The 17,166-nt window shown below is 56.8% G+C and carries 21 protein-coding genes; 13 read left to right on the top strand and 8 right to left on the bottom strand.

Annotation, left to right across the window (positions count from 1 at the left end):
- The first annotated feature begins 23 nt into the window (after positions 1-23).
- Positions 24-593 carry a DJ-1/PfpI family protein gene (locus AC13C0_RS16290; RefSeq protein WP_117619866.1) on the top strand — a complete coding sequence of 190 codons (570 nt, stop codon included), beginning with the start codon at positions 24-26 and terminating at the stop codon, positions 591-593.
- Positions 594-643: 50 nt separating this feature from the next.
- Positions 644-1,024, top strand: a complete 381-nt coding sequence (locus tag AC13C0_RS16285; RefSeq protein WP_341581476.1) for a ribbon-helix-helix domain-containing protein — start codon at positions 644-646, stop codon at positions 1,022-1,024.
- A gap of 25 nt (positions 1,025-1,049) precedes the next feature.
- Here the strand turns inward: AC13C0_RS16285 and AC13C0_RS16280 are convergent, their stop codons facing one another.
- The gene (locus AC13C0_RS16280; protein WP_117619864.1) at positions 1,050-2,078 is read right to left on the bottom strand and encodes an Acg family FMN-binding oxidoreductase; all 1,029 of its coding nucleotides are present in this window, start codon (positions 2,076-2,078) and stop codon (positions 1,050-1,052) included.
- A 153-nt stretch (positions 2,079-2,231) separates the two neighbouring features.
- On the opposite strand from AC13C0_RS16280, the gene AC13C0_RS16275 reads away from it, so the two are divergent.
- On the top strand, positions 2,232-2,552 hold the full coding sequence (locus AC13C0_RS16275; RefSeq protein ID WP_341581475.1) for a C40 family peptidase: 321 nt from the start codon (positions 2,232-2,234) through the stop codon (positions 2,550-2,552).
- 43 nt (positions 2,553-2,595) lie between these two features.
- Here the strand turns inward: AC13C0_RS16275 and AC13C0_RS16270 are convergent, their stop codons facing one another.
- Positions 2,596-3,204 (bottom strand): LysE/ArgO family amino acid transporter, encoded by a 609-nt coding sequence (locus tag AC13C0_RS16270; RefSeq protein ID WP_341581474.1) that lies wholly within the window; start codon positions 3,202-3,204, stop codon positions 2,596-2,598.
- An 88-nt stretch (positions 3,205-3,292) separates the two neighbouring features.
- Between AC13C0_RS16270 and AC13C0_RS16265 the strand changes: the two genes are divergently transcribed.
- Positions 3,293-4,171: a LysR family transcriptional regulator ArgP gene (locus AC13C0_RS16265; protein WP_117619862.1), complete on the top strand. Its 879-nt coding sequence runs from the start codon at positions 3,293-3,295 to the stop codon at positions 4,169-4,171.
- A 136-nt stretch (positions 4,172-4,307) separates the two neighbouring features.
- Here AC13C0_RS16265 and AC13C0_RS16260 read toward each other — a convergent pair whose 3' ends face one another.
- Together AC13C0_RS16260 and AC13C0_RS16255 are read right to left on the bottom strand one after the other, a co-directional pair.
- Positions 4,308-4,928 (bottom strand): CPBP family intramembrane glutamic endopeptidase, encoded by a 621-nt coding sequence (locus AC13C0_RS16260; RefSeq protein WP_341581473.1) that lies wholly within the window; start codon positions 4,926-4,928, stop codon positions 4,308-4,310.
- A complete protein-coding gene (locus tag AC13C0_RS16255) occupies positions 4,929-5,783 on the bottom strand; it encodes a crotonase/enoyl-CoA hydratase family protein (protein ID WP_341581472.1) in 855 nt (284 codons plus the stop codon).
- Positions 5,784-5,855: 72 nt separating this feature from the next.
- Between AC13C0_RS16255 and AC13C0_RS16250 the strand changes: the two genes are divergently transcribed.
- The 5 genes from AC13C0_RS16250 to AC13C0_RS16230 all read left to right on the top strand — a co-directional run bounded on the left by AC13C0_RS16250 (position 5,856) and on the right by AC13C0_RS16230 (position 10,167).
- On the top strand, positions 5,856-6,008 hold the full coding sequence (locus tag AC13C0_RS16250; RefSeq protein ID WP_482954668.1) for a hypothetical protein: 153 nt from the start codon (positions 5,856-5,858) through the stop codon (positions 6,006-6,008).
- Positions 6,009-6,151: 143 nt separating this feature from the next.
- Positions 6,152-6,829 carry a DUF1631 family protein gene (locus AC13C0_RS16245; protein ID WP_341581471.1) on the top strand — a complete coding sequence of 226 codons (678 nt, stop codon included), beginning with the start codon at positions 6,152-6,154 and terminating at the stop codon, positions 6,827-6,829.
- Positions 6,720-9,149 (top strand): DUF1631 family protein, encoded by a 2,430-nt coding sequence (locus AC13C0_RS16240; protein ID WP_341581470.1) that lies wholly within the window; start codon positions 6,720-6,722, stop codon positions 9,147-9,149. Before AC13C0_RS16245 ends, AC13C0_RS16240 begins: the two co-directional genes overlap by 110 nt.
- A gap of 205 nt (positions 9,150-9,354) precedes the next feature.
- The gene (locus tag AC13C0_RS16235; protein ID WP_008176018.1) at positions 9,355-9,561 is read left to right on the top strand and encodes a cold-shock protein; all 207 of its coding nucleotides are present in this window, start codon (positions 9,355-9,357) and stop codon (positions 9,559-9,561) included.
- 186 nt (positions 9,562-9,747) lie between these two features.
- Positions 9,748-10,167 carry a universal stress protein gene (locus tag AC13C0_RS16230; RefSeq protein ID WP_117619860.1) on the top strand — a complete coding sequence of 140 codons (420 nt, stop codon included), beginning with the start codon at positions 9,748-9,750 and terminating at the stop codon, positions 10,165-10,167.
- A 110-nt stretch (positions 10,168-10,277) separates the two neighbouring features.
- Here AC13C0_RS16230 and AC13C0_RS16225 read toward each other — a convergent pair whose 3' ends face one another.
- Positions 10,278-10,484 (bottom strand): hypothetical protein, encoded by a 207-nt coding sequence (locus tag AC13C0_RS16225; RefSeq protein ID WP_341581469.1) that lies wholly within the window; start codon positions 10,482-10,484, stop codon positions 10,278-10,280.
- Positions 10,485-10,590: 106 nt separating this feature from the next.
- On the opposite strand from AC13C0_RS16225, the gene AC13C0_RS16220 reads away from it, so the two are divergent.
- On the top strand, positions 10,591-11,445 hold the full coding sequence (locus AC13C0_RS16220; RefSeq protein ID WP_341581468.1) for a PA4780 family RIO1-like protein kinase: 855 nt from the start codon (positions 10,591-10,593) through the stop codon (positions 11,443-11,445).
- Between the two features lie 13 nt (positions 11,446-11,458).
- Here AC13C0_RS16220 and AC13C0_RS16215 read toward each other — a convergent pair whose 3' ends face one another.
- Positions 11,459-11,869 (bottom strand): MaoC family dehydratase, encoded by a 411-nt coding sequence (locus AC13C0_RS16215; protein ID WP_319922340.1) that lies wholly within the window; start codon positions 11,867-11,869, stop codon positions 11,459-11,461.
- Positions 11,870-11,961: 92 nt separating this feature from the next.
- The gene (locus AC13C0_RS16210) at positions 11,962-13,023 is read right to left on the bottom strand and encodes a GGDEF domain-containing protein (protein ID WP_341581467.1); all 1,062 of its coding nucleotides are present in this window, start codon (positions 13,021-13,023) and stop codon (positions 11,962-11,964) included.
- Between the two features lie 200 nt (positions 13,024-13,223).
- On the opposite strand from AC13C0_RS16210, the gene AC13C0_RS16205 reads away from it, so the two are divergent.
- Positions 13,224-14,063, top strand: a complete 840-nt coding sequence (locus tag AC13C0_RS16205; protein ID WP_341581466.1) for a M90 family metallopeptidase — start codon at positions 13,224-13,226, stop codon at positions 14,061-14,063.
- A gap of 18 nt (positions 14,064-14,081) precedes the next feature.
- Here the strand turns inward: AC13C0_RS16205 and AC13C0_RS16200 are convergent, their stop codons facing one another.
- Complete coding sequence (locus tag AC13C0_RS16200) at positions 14,082-14,750, bottom strand: DNA-3-methyladenine glycosylase I (protein ID WP_117619854.1); 669 nt, start codon at positions 14,748-14,750, stop codon at positions 14,082-14,084.
- Positions 14,751-14,835: 85 nt separating this feature from the next.
- Here AC13C0_RS16200 and AC13C0_RS16195 point away from each other — a divergent pair, with 85 nt between their 5' ends.
- The gene (locus AC13C0_RS16195; RefSeq protein WP_117619853.1) at positions 14,836-15,012 is read left to right on the top strand and encodes a DUF2897 family protein; all 177 of its coding nucleotides are present in this window, start codon (positions 14,836-14,838) and stop codon (positions 15,010-15,012) included.
- A 126-nt stretch (positions 15,013-15,138) separates the two neighbouring features.
- A complete protein-coding gene (locus AC13C0_RS16190) occupies positions 15,139-17,163 on the top strand; it encodes an oleate hydratase (protein WP_341581465.1) in 2,025 nt (674 codons plus the stop codon).
- The last annotated feature ends 3 nt before the right edge of the window (positions 17,164-17,166 follow it).

The following is a 17,166-nucleotide window of genomic DNA, read 5'->3' as shown; positions in this document are numbered from 1 at the left end:
ATGACAATCACAAGGAGACAGCCATGAGCGGGAAGAAGATTCTGATGATCACCGGTGATTTCACCGAAGACTACGAGACCATGGTGCCGTTCCAGGCACTTCAGGCCGTTGGCCATACGGTTCACGCCATCTGCCCGGACAAAAAAGCGGGTGACACTGTCGCCACCGCCATCCATGACTTCGAAGGAGACCAGACCTACACCGAAAAACCCGGACACCGGTTTGCCCTGAATGCGGATTTCGAGGGCCTGGACCCAGCGGATTACGATGCCCTGGTGATTCCCGGTGGCCGTGCTCCGGAATACCTGCGCCTGAACAGGGACGTGCTGAATCTTGTTCGCCACTTCTTCGACACCGACAAGCCGGTGGCGGCAATCTGCCACGGTGCCCAGTTGCTTGCGGCAGCGGGAGTGCTTGAGGGCCGCAAATGCTCTGCCTATCCGGCCTGTCAGCCGGAAGTGGAGCTGGCCGGGGGCAGCTTTGCCGGGATCGAGGTTGATCAGGCCGTAACCGATGCTAATCTGGTAACAGCACCTGCCTGGCCCGCCCATCCGGCCTGGCTGGCGCAGTTCTTAAAGTTGCTGGATAAATAATGACGCGGGGGCCGGCATGCCAGCCCCTCGTTAACCCCAGGGAGACCGCCATGTGCAAGCTCTTTATCAATGCCGATCCGGAGCAATGGGTCAGCAAGACTCACTCCCTGCGTATCGACGGCATGGTTACCAGCGTGCGCATGGAAAACGCCTTCTGGCATGTACTGGCAGAGCTGGCCGAAAGGGACGGCATGAACCTGCCCCAGATGATCACGCGCCTTTACCACGAGTCCATTGATGCGGGCCACGACCTCGGCAACTTCACTTCGTTCCTGCGGGTATGCGCCCTTCGGTATCTGGAGCTCCAGTTAAGTGGCGACGTTCCGAGGGATACCCGGGTGCCTATAGCCTCCCTCGATGCAGACCGCATTCTAAACGCGAAACGTAACGAACCCGTTGTTCCGGATGTGGTCAACAAATCCACACACTGAACCGCGACCACCGGTTCCCTGGGCGCTAACTCTGGCCATACTGTTTTGCTTTGGTATCTCGGGAATCCGAGGTTTCAACAACTTCCTGCAGATTGCGTCTCGGAGCAGCTGGCAGATCGGTCGCCGGATAACCAATTCTTAGCAGGATCTGGGGGAATCCTGAGCTGCCCAGAAGATGCTGAATTTTCGGGCGAAGTACCGCCACCTGAATCGGCTGATTCAGGTAGGAGGCCTGCAGCCCCTGGCCTAAGGAGGTGAGTAGCACCCGCTCCAGTGCCTGCCCCGCTTTCAGCCAGTCTTCGTCGCCGTCTCCAGAAGTTCCCAGCGCTGCAATAACCGGGGATTCATCCGCCAGCTGCCGGTCTTTGGCACCGACACCGTTACCCATATCGAAGGTGCGCACGACCAGCTGTGCCACGGGGGCAACCATGCCCGGTACTGTCAGGCCATCGCCTTTGCGGCGGGGATGCATCCAGGCTGCCAGTTCCCGCCGCCAGCTGGGATTGGACCACTGGGCAGCATCACCTTCGGCAACCAGTTCAGCCACCTGGTGGCGGGCCGACTCAGATTCCAGAACCTGGAACCAGGCCCCTTCGGCCTGTGCCGCTTCGGTCAGTGTATCCAGCACACCGGATGGCACCTGTTTTGGCTCGAAACGCTTGCGGTAGGTGCGGCGCCTGGTGATCGCCCGGAACAGCGCAGTTTCCCGATCTTCTATACCAACTGTTTGAGAAAAGGGCTCAAACGAAACCGTGGCGAGCAGATCCTCATCTTCCGGATCCGGCAGAAGTGCGCAATTTGCGGTAAACCCGGCGTGAGCAGCGGCAACCCGGAGATTTAACAGTGCACAACCACAACTGATGGTGAGCTCCCTGTCATCCGGATCATTCACCGGCAACGCCCGCAGCCGGTCCGCGAACAGTGATACACCGTTCCCGCTGATTTCAAAACGCCAGGGCTGGGTGTTGTGACTGGAAGGGGCCAGAACGGCGCTTTCCAGAATGGTTGCAAGGGTATCCTGCGATATTGAATCCGTGCGGCGTCCTTCGCTCATAGGCGACTCTCCTCGTTGGTCTGAACCCAGACTATTCCGGCCTGCCCGAAAAAGATAGCCAGGGATTGGCGGGGAATTCCACACGCCGTATCAACAAAATCACACGAACCGTAACCTGACATATTCGCGTTCGAATAATACAGTGGGAAGGGAGTGCCCTATGAGTATGGCGGTACCACTTCCGACGGCTTCGATTGCTCCGGGTTCATTCTCACCGCTTATCAGGAAGGCCTTGGCAAACAGTTACCCCGAACCACCTCACAAATGCTGGCCAGCGGTGACGTAGTTCATCCCGGCGAAATCAAACCCGGTGATGTGGTGTTTTTCCGTATCGGCGGCAAGGAACAGCACGCCGGCATCTACATGGGTGGGGACCGATTTATCCACGCCTCCACCTCGGTCGGTGTTACCCAATCCTCGATCAGCGGCTACTACTGGAAGGGCCGACTCACTCAGGCACGGCGTTTCGACTAATCCAGACGGCCCTTTCCGGGATTCGCTTCGGAAAATTCCAATCCTACAGCGCACCACCAACTGCAAGATGCAGCGCGATACTGGCCATCATCAAGCCAATAACGCCATCGATAATCCGCCAGGCTACGGGACGTGAAAGCACTGGCGCCAGCGCCGACCCGCTCCAGGCCAGCAGACCGAACCAGAGGATGGAGGCACTGCTGGCGCCGGCCACAAAGGTGGTGGCATCCTCCTGCTGGGCACCCACTGCCGGGATTAGCAGCAAGGTGTCGAGATACACCTGGGGATTCAGTAGGGTGACTGCCAGCGTGGTAAACACTACGGCTTTCAGACTGCGCTTTGTTACCTCCCCGGCCTCAAGGGCTACCCTGCCCCGGCCGGCACGAGCAAATGCCTGGATGGCCAGCCAGCCAAGGAACGCCACCCCCAGCCAGCGCAGGATTTCCAACGCCTCTGGCATTGCCATCAACGCCGCACTGATGCCGAACATACCCAGGGTAAACAGGGTGACATCGGCCACCATGCACAGCCCCGCCGACCACCAATGGTGCTCCCTGCGGATTGCCTGGCTCAGCAGATAGGCGTTCTGCGCTCCGATGGCAACGATAATGCCGCCGCAGACAATCAATCCAGTCAGGTAACTCTCGAACACGTTGGTTTCTCCCCTATCGATAGCGCAAGGTTACCGGTTTACCTCTATACTGGAAATTCATATTCATAATACTGCATCAGTTTTACTTATGATTGATTACAAGCTTTTGGAAGCGCTGGCGACGGTTATTGAATGTGGAGGATTCGAGCGAGCCGGCCTGGCTCTCGGGCTGAGCCAGTCCGCTATCTCCCAACGGATCCGCACCCTGGAGATCCGGCTCGGGCAACCGGTCTTGGTGCGCAGCCCGGTGCTCAAGGCCACCCCGGCCGGACAACGCCTGCTTAACCATGTTCAGCAGGTGCAGCTCCTGGAAAGAGACCTCACAAAATCCATCCCGGCACTCTCCGAACCCGCTGCGCGGCTGCGCATTGCACTGAATGCAGACAGCCTGGCAACCTGGTGGGCAGCTGCCGTGGGCAATTTCTGCGCCGATGAAGCCCTGCTGCTGGATCTGGTGGTCGAGGACCAGGACATTGGCCTGCGCCGGATGCGCGAAGGTGATGTGGCTGCCTGCGTCTGTAGTAGCCCTCAACCGGTTGCCGGCGCCCGCTGTGTACCGATCGGCACCATGACTTACATGCCACTGGCAACCCCGGACTATGTTCAGCGGTATTTTGGGAAAGGCCTGACCGAAACCAGCCTGAAGAATGCCCCGGCAATCGTCTTCGGACCTAACGACCAACTGCAACACAGGTTCCTGGCCCAGTGCGGGTATCACGGTACCTTTCCCCATCACCTTTGCCCTTCCTCGGAAGGTTTTGTAAAACTGGCACTGGCCGGCACGGGCTACGGGATGATTCCGGAGATGCAGGCGCGCCCGGAAATTGATGCGGGGCGACTGGTGAGCATCGCCCCGGAACAAACCCTGGAAGTGCAGCTATACTGGCACTTCTGGCGCCACGGCGGCGGCGTAATAGACCGCCTGACAAAGGCCCTGCAAACGGCTGGAACTTTCGACTCGCGCTGATCCGCCAACTCAGGCAAATGGACACCGAAGAAGACCACGGATTAATCGCCCGACAGATCGGCATGCTGCGAAAACGGATTGTGCTGACCAAACGGATGCGGGCCAGCTTTGAAAGTGCTGGTGGGGAGGATGTCGATCACTCGTGATGGCAGTTCCGGCCGGGGTCCACGATGGTAACGCCAAACCAGCGCGGAAACCGGAGCAGGCAAAACAGGGCAATCATGTCGTAGACGGCGTGCCAGATCATCACCAGTGCCAGGCTCTCGGAAAACACATAGGCCGCACCCAGTATCAGCCCCAGGCCGGTTGCAACCAGAAAATAGGTGAACGATATATAGTGCGCCAGCCCGAATAACACCGATGCCGCCAGAACCGAGGTCACTGCACCGGTGTGCGCCATCAGCCAGCCCTGGATTGCGCCCCGGAACAGCAGCTCCTCGCCAATACCGGCCAGCAGGGACAGCAGAATCAGCACAGCCGGGGAATAGCGGGATGCAAACTCATACAACCCCTGCATCTGGCGTTCGAGGTTCTCCGGAAACAGCCCTGGCACCCGCGTAAGCAGTAGCAACACGGCATAGGTACCGGCCGCGCCGAAAGCCCCGTAGAAAATGCTCGGCCACAGGCCCGGACCAAGGAGCAGCACCGGAATCCCGAAAACCAGAATGGCAATCAACCCCAGCACACCGATACCACCCTGGAATAACAGGGCGGCATTGGAGGAAATACTGGATTTGCGCCGTTTTCCCAGTGCCATTTACTGCTCGAACAATGGCTTCACCGGAAACAGGGCGTCGTACTGCGGCGCCTGCTTCTGGACCTTGGCCTGGAAGGATTTCTTCATATCCGTCGGCCGGAACATGCCCGCCTGCCAGGTGGCCATGTACTTCAGGCTGTCTTCCACGCTGTGGTCACGGCTGTAGTTGAGCATTTCCTTGCAGCCGGTGACAGCCAGGGGTGAATTGGCGGCGATCTGCCCGGCAATATCCAAAACTGCCGTGAGCATGGTTTCCTGGTCGGCGTAGACGGAATTCACGAAGCCCAGATTCCGCGCCTCACTGGCGGAAAACCTGCGCCCGGTGTAGGCCAGTTCGCGAACCACGCCTTCCGGCATCAGTTTTGGCAGGCGCTGGAGAGTGCCGACATCGGCTGTCATGCCCAGCCCGGTTTCCTTGATGGTGAAGTAGGCATCTTCCGTGCAGTACCGGCTGTCAGCGGCACAAACCAGATCAAGGGCACCGCCAATACAGCCACCGTGGATGGCCGCCAGCACGGGAAGACGTATTTTCTCCAGGGAAGTCAGGGTGTCCTGCAGCTGCAGCACCACCCTGCGCAGGTTTTCCGCCATCCGGCCGGGGTCGCCATTCATGGGTACGGCTTTGGGGTCGCTGAACACACCCAGATCCATGCCGGCGGAGAAGTGCTTGCCGGTGGAGGAGATGACGATCACACGGGCGTCTGTGTTGGCTTCGATCTCCTGCATGCAGCGGGGTAACTCAAGCCAGAACGCCTTGTTCATGGTGTTCAGGGCCTCGGGGCGGCTGAACTGGACATGGCCAATGAAGCCTTTAACCTCGATCGAAAAACTCTCGTAACTGGACAACTCAGACAAGACAGCACTCCTTATGTAAATTTCGTATTATGGCGAGCATAAAAACCACAAGTTAACCCGAAAAGGCCTGGTATGGAATTCTCCTTCCCCGGAACCTCCGCCGGAACACCCACCAGATCACGCAATGTGACCGGCCTCTACCAGGGAAACCTGTATCTCGCCAGGGACTTTGCAAGCTATACCCTCGGCAAGGATCTGATGCTGAGAGTCAGAAAGAGTCTATAATGCGGTCGTGGATTCAGGGCGCTTTCCGGCTTTAGGTGTGTCGCTTTTGTGGATTCACTTTGCGTTTGGTGAAGATCAAATTACACTGCCCCAAGGGCTAGACTGAAAACCGATTCAACTTTCACTGCTCAGGAAGGCGGTCAATGACCCGGGCCAACACAAAAGAGCTTCATCTGCTGCAACAGCATGAATTCGAAGACTGGCTCGATTTGCAGGCTGTTGCTACCGGTGTCAGCAAGGCAAACACCGGCGCGACCTTCCTGCTTAACCAGTTTCTGAACCAGATCTTCCGGCAGGACGTCAACGATGACAATAACCCGTTGACGCCCAGGGCGCTGTGCGCCTGCCTGCAATATATGGTCGATCATCTGGGCATCGCGCGGGAGCACCGCGTCACCATTTACCGGGCCTGGGAGAGCGCACTCGCCAGGGTCTGGCCCGCCGCAGTCCGGTCCATGATCAATGACTTCCGGCGGGCGGGGCTGGAAGCTCTCGACCTCACCGAATTGCCGGCAAACTGGTCGCTGAGGGAATACGCTTCAAATGACACAGGTTTGACGGCGGAAAACAACGAGGACACACCCGGCCATCATCCGGAAACCGACATACCTGAGCGAACAGCAACGGAGACGCCATCAGCCGGACGCTCCCTGTTCCAGTTGATGGCGCTGGAGGACAACCCGACATCCGAGCTCGCTGGATCGCACGGCCGTGGAGAAGGCCAATCTGGTCGACCGTTTGTTTGCACCGCTGAAGACTCACGAAGAGCTTTCGGGTTCGCTTCGCCATCAACTGCAACAACTGCGGTTACCGGTGTTTGAAACACTCATAGAAACACCGGATTTCCTGAATGCAGACGACCATCCGGCCCGGGACATCATCAACAACCTGATGCATATCTGTCTTGCCGAAAGGGCGTCAAGCAAGAAACTTGAAGCGACGGTTGCCGATATCGTCAAAGAACTCACACAGATCGAGTCATCGAATCCCGACCTGCTGGAAAGTCTTGGCCAGCGACTCAGGCGACTTGTAGAGCGCCAGGATCAGTCATTTATCCGGAACTCGGAACGACTGGCCAAAACCCTGGAGGGGAAGGAGCACCTGCGCAGGACACGTAAGGATGCCCGGCAACGACTGAACGCGCTCCTGGGCGGGAAACAGGTTCCGAAGATTCTGATCCGTCTTCTTCAGGCCGGCTGGGAACAGCTGATTGTTCTCACAATTCTTCGGGAAGGGCCGGAAAGCCGCCACTGCGAAGAACTGTTTGACGTGGTGGCACAACTGCACGCGTGGCTGTCTCCTGCCGGCACTTCCGGTGAGCTGGCGTTTGAGAGAGAGCTTGAGAGCAGCGTCATGCTGCAGTTCATTGAACGCGAGCTTAAAATGGCCGGTGACGTCTCCCGAATCCGCCCGGTCATAGACGAGTTATCCGGAACTCTTCAGGGCCAGGTGGAGGCAGATACCCTCTGGGTGGAGGAATACGGCGAGGCGGATGAGGCGCCCGTGACCATACCCCCGGAGCTCGAAGACAGTCGATGGGTCTCAAGGGCGAAGGGTATTTCGGTTGGCGACTGGGTCGAAATCTGGCTCGACAGCGGCGAGACACGCCGAATGCGCCTCGTGTGGGGAGGAGAGGACTCACTCAGATTTGTCTTCCTCTCGCCCAAAGGCATGACTGAAGTCAGTTACGGGTTCCCGGAGTTTGTTCAGAAACTTGCCGGGGGGGAAGCCTGGCTGGTTGAGGGCGGCGACATCCCGTTCCTTGATCAAAGCCTTTTCAGCATTGTTGAAGACGTCTATCGGAAGCTGAATTTTCAGGCCACCCATGATGCACTGACCGGCTGCATGCATCGTCATGATTTTGAGAAACAGGTATCGCGGCTGATCAACACGCCTCCATCCTTTACCAAGGACGGTAGTGGGGCCCTGATCGTTCTGGATATTGACGAGTTCAGTGTCATCAACGCCTCCTATGGCTCAGAGGCCGGCGATACCCTGTTGCGACACGTCGCCGGCAAACTTCGGGATGAGTGCCAGTCCCGATTCCCTGAGTCACATGTTGGCCGGATAAGTGGCAATGAGTTCGCCGTGCTGATCAATGACATCAGTACAGAAGACTGTCTGGACTTCGCAGAACCCATCCGGCGAAACTTCGAGCAGCAGGTTTTCCAGCATGGTCCGGAGGAATATCAGGCGACGGTGAGCATCAGTATCCGGCCAGTAACAGGCGCTGCAAATTCGCCCGGGGATCTCCTCAACCAGGCGAGCCTCTCTCTCAAGGCTGCCAAGAAGCAGGGCGGTAACCGGATCGAACTGGCCAGAGAAACCCGTGACCCATCACAGATTGGCACTCCGCAATGGGTGACTGAAATTGACCGGACTATCCGTGATGGCAGTCTTTATCTTCGTGCCCAGCCCATTGTTCCGCTGGGCCCGGAAACCGGCGAAGGAAAAATGTACGAGCTCTTGCTGGGGCTCCGGGACAGCTCCGGCAAGGAGATTTCACCTCAGGGGTACATCGAGGCAGCGGAACAGTTCCACCGCAGTACACGGGTCGACTTGTGGGTCGTTTCAGAGGTTATGGCCTGGATGCGCAGCAATCCGGAGACCCTGGACGATATCGCTACCCTGAACGTAAACCTGTCAGGCTCGTCGTTGAGTGATGACAGCTTCATGCTCGGCCTCGAGTCAAACCTCAGGGCAAACCCTGAGCTTGCCCACAAACTCTGCTTCGAGGTGACCGAAACCTCAGCCGTTGCCAACCTGCACTTTGCCTCCGACTTCATGCGGGAGATGAAGCGCCTCAGTTGCCGGTTTGCCCTGGATGACTTCGGTACCGGATTGTCCTCTTATGCTTACCTTCAGAAGCTTCCTGTGGATTTCGTGAAGATCGATGGCATTTTCGTCCGGGACATGGCTACAAACCTGACAAACTACGCCATGGTGCGCTCGATCAATGAACTGTGTCATTTCCTGGACCTGCAGACGATTGCCGAATACGTCGAGGATATGGAAATCATGGACACCCTGAAAGAAATTCAGGTGGACTATGCTCAGGGCTTCGCCATTGCCAAGCCGCGCAGGCTGGATAGCCTCGGTACCGGAAAATCCGACACCCCGGTTTATGCCTACAAGAAATAGCTTTGCATTTCCCGGCAGTAAGAGTACAGTGGGCCTCGTTGGAAAGATTTAGCAAAGCATTTCATCAATAAGACCGCTCTGAGTTGTAACAAGTAGCACGTCCTGTTTTTGATCACGCCAGTTTTTTGTTTCCGCATACCGCTGATCAGGCATCACAAAGATGTTCTGACGGCACATTAAAAGATTGAATTCAGGAAAGTATATTATGTCTACAGTTACCGGTAACGTTAAGTTTTTCAACGAAGCAAAAGGTTTTGGCTTTATCACTCGCGAAAGCGGCCCGGACGTTTTTGTTCACTACAGCGCTATTCAGGGCGGCGGTTTCAAGACTCTGGCTGAAGGCCAGCAGGTCGAGTTCACCGTTACCCAGGGCCAGAAAGGTCCCCAGGCGGAAAACGTAGTCGCTCTGTAAAGAGTCGCTCTATAAAGAGTTGATCTGTGAATAACAGACGACACGTAATGAAAAAGGCAGCTCCGGCTGCCTTTTTTCGTTTGCCCGGCCTTTAGTTGCGGGTTTTTGACATTCACCTGTGTCTGGTGCCAGTCTAAAGTGAAGGATCAGTGGCTTTGAAACCTCAAACGGAAAAGGAAAACTCTCATGTACAGTAAAATCCTCGTTCCGGTCGACCTCGCCCATACCGATAAAATGGTAAAGGCACTCAACACCTCCATCGATATCGCCAAACACTACAAGGCAACCCTCTGCTACGTGACGGTGACCAACAGCACGCCCTCGGCTGCAGCCCATAACCCGAAGGAACTGGCGGAGAAACTCAGCGTCTTCGCTGAGGAACAGGGAAGATTGCACGGCATTAATACCGACAGCATCGTCATGGAGTCCGCCGATACGGCTATTGAGCTGGATGACAAGCTGCTCGAAGCCATTCAAGAAACCGGTGCCGACCTGGTCGTAATGGCCTCACATGCACCTGGCATTGGAGACAGGCTTCACGTTCTCCATTCCAATGGTGCCAACATCGTCAGGCACAGTGACATTTCGGTTTTCGTGGTGCGCTGAGCTGTTCCCGGAGTTGCCCATCTCGCCCAGAGGGTCACCGGCTTCAATCTTCTCACCCATTTTTACCGGGATGCTGCCCTGTCTCAGGTGAGCCATGATCGCGAAGAAATTCAACGCTGCTGACCCTGGCAACAAAAAACGGAAAATACGCCTCCGTGCCAAAGAAATTTCCCGCTTCCACGCGCGTTGGCGGCCTGAAACGCCGCCAACCGCGCCATGGCAGAACGATCAGCGTTGTGGTCAGCCTGGCGCCAGAGCCACAACACCGCCACAACGGCAACAACCAAAATCAACAGGATTAACAGAAAGATTTTCATGTAAGCTATGCTCCGTAGCGGCCATTTTCCCTGCCCTGCTCATACCCGGCCTTGCCCCAGATCAACGAACACGGTCGGCACGCTCACTGTCAGTCTGAAAGGTTTTATGAAAGTACCGAAAAGATTACAACCCCTTGTTGATGATGGCATGGTGGACGAAGTCCTTTACCAGCTCATGAGCGGCAAGGAAGCTCAGGTGTATGTAGTGCGTTGCGGCGACCAGATACGCTGCGCCAAGGTATTCAAGGAAGCCTCAAAGCGAAGCTTCAAGCAGGCAGTGGAATACCAGGAAGGCCGAAAGGTTCGGAACAGCCGGCGGGCCCGGGCCATGAGCAAAAAGACGAAATATGGTCAGAAAGAGCAGGAAGATGCCTGGCTCAATGCCGAGGTCGATGCCCTTTACCGCCTGGCTGCCGCCGGCGTCCGGGTTCCGGAGCCACTGGGCTTTGTAGACGGGGTGCTGCTGATGGAGCTGGTAGCCGACAAAGATGGCAAGGCCGCACCACGGCTGGGCGACGTTACCCTTTCTCCCGAGCAGGCCCGGGACTTTCACGGCCAGGTTATCCGGGAGGTGGTCCGAATGCTGAGCGCCGGGCTTGTTCATGGTGATCTGTCTGAGTTCAACGTTCTGGTCGATCCCGACGGACCGGTCATCATTGATCTGCCCCAGGCAGTAAATGCCTCTGGCAACAACAATGCTGAACGGATGCTTGAGCGCGACGTCGACAATATGCGCCGGTATTTCGGCCGCTTCGCACCGGAACTGCTGACCACCGATTATGGCAAGGAGATCTGGGCGCTCTATGAATGCGGGGACCTTCACCCGGACAGTAAGCTCACCGGCTGCTTCCAGCATGATGACACAGCTGCCGATGTCGATGAACTGATGGAGATTATCGACGCCGCCAAGGAAGAGGAATGGGAGCGACAGGAACGTATGAAGGATGCCGAGGAAGACTGAGAGCAACTGGTTATTAGCGGGATACCGATTCCTGCTCGCGAATCATCGCTGACATAACCGCCTGCTCCCCAGGCCCGGGCAACACGCCCGTCAACCAGGCTTCGATCACCGTTTCGCCATACTGGTTAGACAGCACCGCCTCGGCCCGGGCACGGTTCCGTTCATCCACTTCAGTAAGGGTGAATACGCAGGTGATGGTGTCACCAAAATAGACGGGCCTCCGGAAACGGAAATTCATCCCGGACGCCAACCACCCGATTTGCCCACCCACTTCTGTGATCATGCCGCCGACAAGCAGGCCGTGGCAGATTTTAGCCTTGAGATTCTTCGATTCCGCAAAACGGTCATCGTAATGAACCGGATTGTGGTCGCGGCTGATGTCACCAAAAACCCGGGTGTCTTCCTCGGTAAAGGTGCGTGTCACAGTGAAAGTGTCACCTGATATCAGGCCACTGATCGATTTTTTCCGGATGTGCGACATGCCTTCAAATCCTCGCTTTCACCCCTGGCGGTCATTCAAACGGCCTCAAGCTCAACCCGGTTCCGGCCGCTGGCCTTGCTCCGGTAAAGTGCCATATCGGCCCGGCTGACAGCGCTACTGAGGTCGTCACCGGCCCGAAGCTCGCTCACCCCGATGCTGATCGTAACCTCCAGATCCCCTCCGGTGATCGCCCGCCAATCCCTGGCCAGGAAGGCGTTGCGCACCCGTTCCGCGCTCGCCTGGGCCTTTGCGGTATCGGTATCCGGAAGAATGGCAAGGAACTCCTCACCGCCCCATCGCCCGATCAGATCCTGTGCCCGCAACTCCTTTCGGATGACATCGGCAACGCAGACCAGCACCCTGTCACCGGCTTCATGGCCGTAGGCATCATTGATGGACTTGAAGTGATCCACATCCAACAAAAGGAAACCCACCGGATGGCCACTGCGCTGGAACCGGGCCAGCGCTTTTTCAGCCAGGTAAGTCATGTGGCGGCGGTTGGAGAGCCCGGTCAGTGAATCCGTCGTTGCCATCTCCCGGAGTTTGCGCTGGGCAGACACCACCATCCTCAGATAATAGGAGGAAAGATAGCTGAACATGGCAAAGACCACACTCAGATTGAACAGATGGACGATATGCAAGGCAGTCTGGTTGATAGGCTGTAACGGTTCGATAAACCACATCAATACATCCAGCGCGATGTAGTAACCCCAGAGCCCCAGCAATGCATAAACGGCCCACCTTCGTGATGCTGAAACGCAGATCGCCGGTATGAACATCAGCAGGTAATAATGAAAACCGCTCTCCCAACCGATCAGGATGATGCCGAGCGCCGCATGTATCAGCACTTCCGCCCAGATCAATACCACTGCGATTTTATTCCTGTGGTATTTGAGCGCGTAATAGGCGCCCGCATACATGGCCACGCTGACCACATTCACCCACGCAAGAATCGGTGACCCCAGGGCATGGAAAAGAAAGAAAAAGATAACATCGACCGTACCTGCAATCTGGGCACATCGCATGGCCAGGCGCCAGAACTGCGGCCGGCGCTCTCGTGCCGGCTCATAGGTCGCTGTGGTATTGAAGCTTTCCATAAACTGCAGAATTCCTTGGATGTGACACAAGATTACCCTGAAACCCGAAGCCTTGCGTAATGGAAATGTAAACAACGGAAAATTATTTCGTCGTATTGCCAGGCTGAAAAAACACCATGAAGCACGGAGCGGACCTGCTGGCAGTTGCAATTTTTCGGTAAGATACCAGCTCGCTCATTCAAACGGTCGCTGGAAGCAGCATGTCAGCAGCACTCATATTCGCAATCTTCGCAGTAGCCCTGATAGCGGCCGCGGTTTTCTTCCTGTTCTTTTACCGAACATGGCGAAGAGAGTGGGAGCTTAAGGAACCGTTTCCGAAAATCTGGCGCCGGCATCTGAAATCCCAGGTGCCGCTCTACCGAAAACTTCCCGGGCACCTAAAGCAAGCGCTGGAACAGCGGGTACAGCTCTTTCTTGCCGAGAAGGAATTCTATGGCTGCGATGGTTTCGAAGTGGATGACACGGTGAAACTGACCATCGCCGGCCACGCCTGCCTGCTGATACTTGCCCGCTCCTACTCGGATTTCGATGAGGTCCGCAGCATTCTGGTTTACCCGGACGCCTACCATGTGCGAAATATCGAAAGCGATGGCATGGTGGTCAGCGAAAGCAACGAAATCCGGGCGGGCGAAGCGTCGAGCCGGGGCCAGGTCGTGCTGGCCTGGAAGGAATGCGAACAAGCTGCCGGCAACCTGCACAGCAGCCACAACGTCATCCTCCACGAATTCGCCCACCAGCTGGATTATCTGGACGGCACCGCCGATGGCGCACCACCCCTGAGCGGCGAGCAAGCCAGGCACTGGCAGCATACAATGACCGAAGCCTACCAGGACCTCAGGCATTCTCTGGGCCATCATCACAAGCCCTGGCTCGATCCTTACGGCGCAACCGAACCGGCCGAGTTCTTCGCGGTGCTGACCGAAGCTTTTTTCCAGCAGCCGGACCACCTGAAGAAAGAGCAACCGGAAGTGTACAAGGCCCTGCTGGGGTATTACCGGCTGGATCCGATGAACCTGCCTGAGGCATCTGTCGAGCCTTGAGCCCGCCAGCCGTCAGCGTTATTCACCAACAGAACACGCCAGAATCCGGGATAAATGGCTGTAGGGCAGCCCGGTTTCACGATGCCAGGTGTTGAAAGCCTGCTGGGCCTGAACAAGCGCTTTTTTGCTGCCCGGACTCGCATCCAGCAGCGCTTCCCTGCGTAAGCCCGCGATCACGTCCGAGGAGAGAATAAAGCCGTCCCAGCCGACACGGCGAAGAAAATACTGGGCGGTATTTCCGCCAAGGCGAGCCCCATTGCGCTTCAGCCAGAGCAACAGCCCCACCTGATCTTCCGATGGCCACTGTGCCAGAAATCGTCCGAAACTGCCGTAGTCCCGGGCCGCATCCACGATCATCCGGGCGTTCTCCGGCACCGTACGGATCTTCTGCATGTTCCGGACAACTCGCTCATCCCGGGCAAGAGCTTCCAATACGTCCGGCGGCACCTGCTGCCAGTACAGCGGCACAAACCCCTCAAACGCCACCTCGAAATCCGGCCACTTGTTCTCGATCACTCGCCAGACGAATCCGGCCTTGAAGATACAGCGGGTCAGCTCGGACAGATAGCGGTCATCGCCTCTGGCCTCCAGTTCGTCGCGCCCGGCGACAGGAGGCAGCAGGGCGCGTAACGCATCTGCTCCGCCCTTGTGGGTGATCGCCTGGTCGTGGATTCGGGAGAAAGACATCTGGTGGTCTCCGGATATCTGGTTGTCGGCATGCCATCGCGTGGTTCACTATAAAGGAAACCGGATCAATCAGGGAGCCACGCACATGCCGATGATAGGATGGGTCATTCTGTTTCTCGCACTGGCGCTGATAGTGGGCAGCATGATGATACTGCGTAACAGCGCCCACAGCATGAAAATCTCCGACGAGAAAATGAAGAAAATCCAGGCTCGCAAGGCGGAAATCGAGGCTGAGGAAAGCGCAGAAGACAGGGAATCGTGACCACCGTCTCAAGCCTCGCCGATGAATTCTTCATGAAGATTCAAGCCGGGTTGACATGTGTCACCCGGAATGACTGCCCTTCTAGACACACTGCAAGAATAGCCCATCAGGAAAGGAGATCCCTGAATGACCACATCCAACAGCACCGGAAATCTCGGCTCAAAACTCGCCCCTCATGTTGAAGCGCTCAAAAAGCAGGGGGTCGAGGTCACCCCGGACGCCTCATCAAGACACCTGCACAACGGGATCGACACGCCCCTTCCGCCGGCTGACCTGCACGGAAGCTACACCAACAACCGGCCACTTCCGACAGAGGGCATTACGGAGCGTCGGGCGTGGATCATCGGTAGCGGAATAGCCGGCCTGTCTGCTGCCTTTTTTCTCATTCGCGACGGCCACATGCCCGCTGGCAACATCACCTTTCTTGAGGAGCAGGAGATAGAAGGTGGGTCGCTCGATGGCGCCGGTAATGCCGAAGACGGGTATATCGTTCGCGGAGGTCGTGAAATGGAAATGACCTACCAGAACTTCTGGGATGTTTTCTCGGAAATACCTGCGCTCGAGTTACCGGCGCCATTCACCGTGCTGGATGAATACCGCATCGTGAACGATGCCGACAAGAACTGGTCGAAAGCTCGCCTTCTGGAAAACCAGGGCCAGATCAAGGACTTTTCCACCATGGATCTCACCCGGCGCCAGCAGCTGGAAGTCATCAGACTGCTACTGGCACGGAAAGAGGATCTGGACGACATCACTGTCGAGCAATGGTTCAGTGGAGGGTTCCTGAGCACCAGTTTCTACACGTTCTGGCGCACCATGTTTGCCTTTCAGAACTGGCACTCCGTGCTCGAAATGAAGCTCTACATGCATCGTTTCCTGCACCTTATGGACGGACTGAACGACATGACGTCCCTGGTTTTCCCGAAATATAACCAGTATGACAGTTTTGTCCGGCCTCTGATGACCTGGCTAAAAGATCAGGGCGTGAATATCCAGTACGACGTGATCGTTACGGATCTGGACCTGGATCTGGATACCGGGGATGGCACCAGAACTGTCAAAACCATCCAGTGCCATGGCGGAGATGGCGATAAAACCTTCAATGTCGGCGCTCGTGATCTGGTGTTCGTCACCACTGGCTCAATGACCGAAGATACGGCCTACGGCGATGACGATACCGCCCCGCGGTTGAAGGACAGTGATAAGGCAGGCCGGGGATCCGGCTGGCAACTCTGGAGGAATCTGGCCGGGAAATCCGAAGTCTTCGGGCGCCCGGACAAATTCTGCGGAGACATACCCGGCTCAACCTGGGAATCAGTGACTCTTACCTGCAAGCCCTCACCATTGATGGACAAGCTGAAGGACCTGTCTGTGAACGACCCGTATTCGGGCTTCACGGCCACTGGCGGTATTGTCACCTTTACGGATTCCTCCTGGCTGATGAGCTTCACCTGCAATCGCCAGCCACACTTCCCCGACCAGCCCGACGATGTGATTGTGCTGTGGACCTACGCTTTGCTGATGGATAAGCCCGGCGATTACGTCAAGAAGCCGATGCCTGAGTGCACCGGCAAGGAAGTGTTGATCGAGATGTGCTACCACCTCGGGTTGACCGATCAACTCGATGAAGTACTGGCTGCCACAAAAACGCGGATCGCCCTGATGCCCTACATCACAGCCCAATTCATGCCGAGGGCCAGGGGCGACCGCCCTCAGGTGGTCCCCGAGGGCTGCACCAACCTCGCCTGCATGGGGCAGTTCGTTGAAACCCATAACGACGTTGTGTTCACACTGGAAAGCTCGGTTCGCACTGCCCGCATCGGGGTTTACAGCCTTCTTGGCATCGACAAACAGGTGCCCGATATTTATCCGGGGCAATACGATATACGGCGTTTGCTGAGGGCAACCCGCACCCTTAACAACAACGAAGCGTTTCTGGGCGAGGGCATTTTGCGCCGCCTCCTGGGCGGCACTTACTTTGAAAATATTCTGCCACTTGGTCCGGACGAAGACCCGGCGGATCTGCACAAATCCGGGCTGTTCGACAACCAGTTACAGGTTATCCGCCGACTGGTGGAAGAAAACCACACCCTCGACGAGGCTAAAGGGTGGGTTCAGGGCATCCTGGACAGGCTTCGCGGGCGAGGCTGATTC

The organism is Marinobacter sp. B-21 (assembly GCF_056857895.1).
Note: the sequence above shows the minus strand (reverse complement) of the source record. Positions and strands in the feature narration are given on the sequence as shown.